This window comes from Saccharibacillus sacchari (assembly GCF_037722395.1).
GTDB lineage: Bacteria > Bacillota > Bacilli > Paenibacillales > Paenibacillaceae > Saccharibacillus > Saccharibacillus sacchari_A.
Genome location: NZ_JBBKAR010000038.1, coordinates 1 through 354 on the forward strand (window position 1 = coordinate 1; position 354 = coordinate 354).

At 46.0% G+C, this 354-nt stretch carries 1 tRNA gene; it reads left to right on the forward strand.

The features are described 5' to 3' along the window. Window positions 1-24 precede the first annotated feature (24 nt). A tRNA-Ala gene (locus WKI47_RS14465) sits at window positions 25-100 on the forward strand. The last annotated feature ends 254 nt before the right edge of the window (window positions 101-354 follow it).

Here is a 354-nt window from a genome sequence, read left to right on the forward strand (position 1 = left end):
CTGTTCGGTTTTGATGGAATTTGCGGGGCCATAGCTCAGCTGGGAGAGCGCCTGCCTTGCAAGCAGGAGGTCAGCGGTTCGATCCCGCTTGGCTCCACCATAATTTCGTCTAAAACTAAATATGGCTTCAGATTGCTTTTGCATGTCTGGAATCATAAAAAAGCAAGATTTGTCCTTTGAAAACTGGATACCGAAACGATAAATTCGCGTCTTGAATATTTCTTTCTTCTCCACGCTGCTTGTCAGCGAGGGTGTAATAAAGAAATGATTCATTAAAAATCGAAGAGCGAAGTGAGGGTGGGTTGAGCGACTTTCGGCTTTCCGCAAGGAAAACGAGCAGAGCGAAACGCAGAC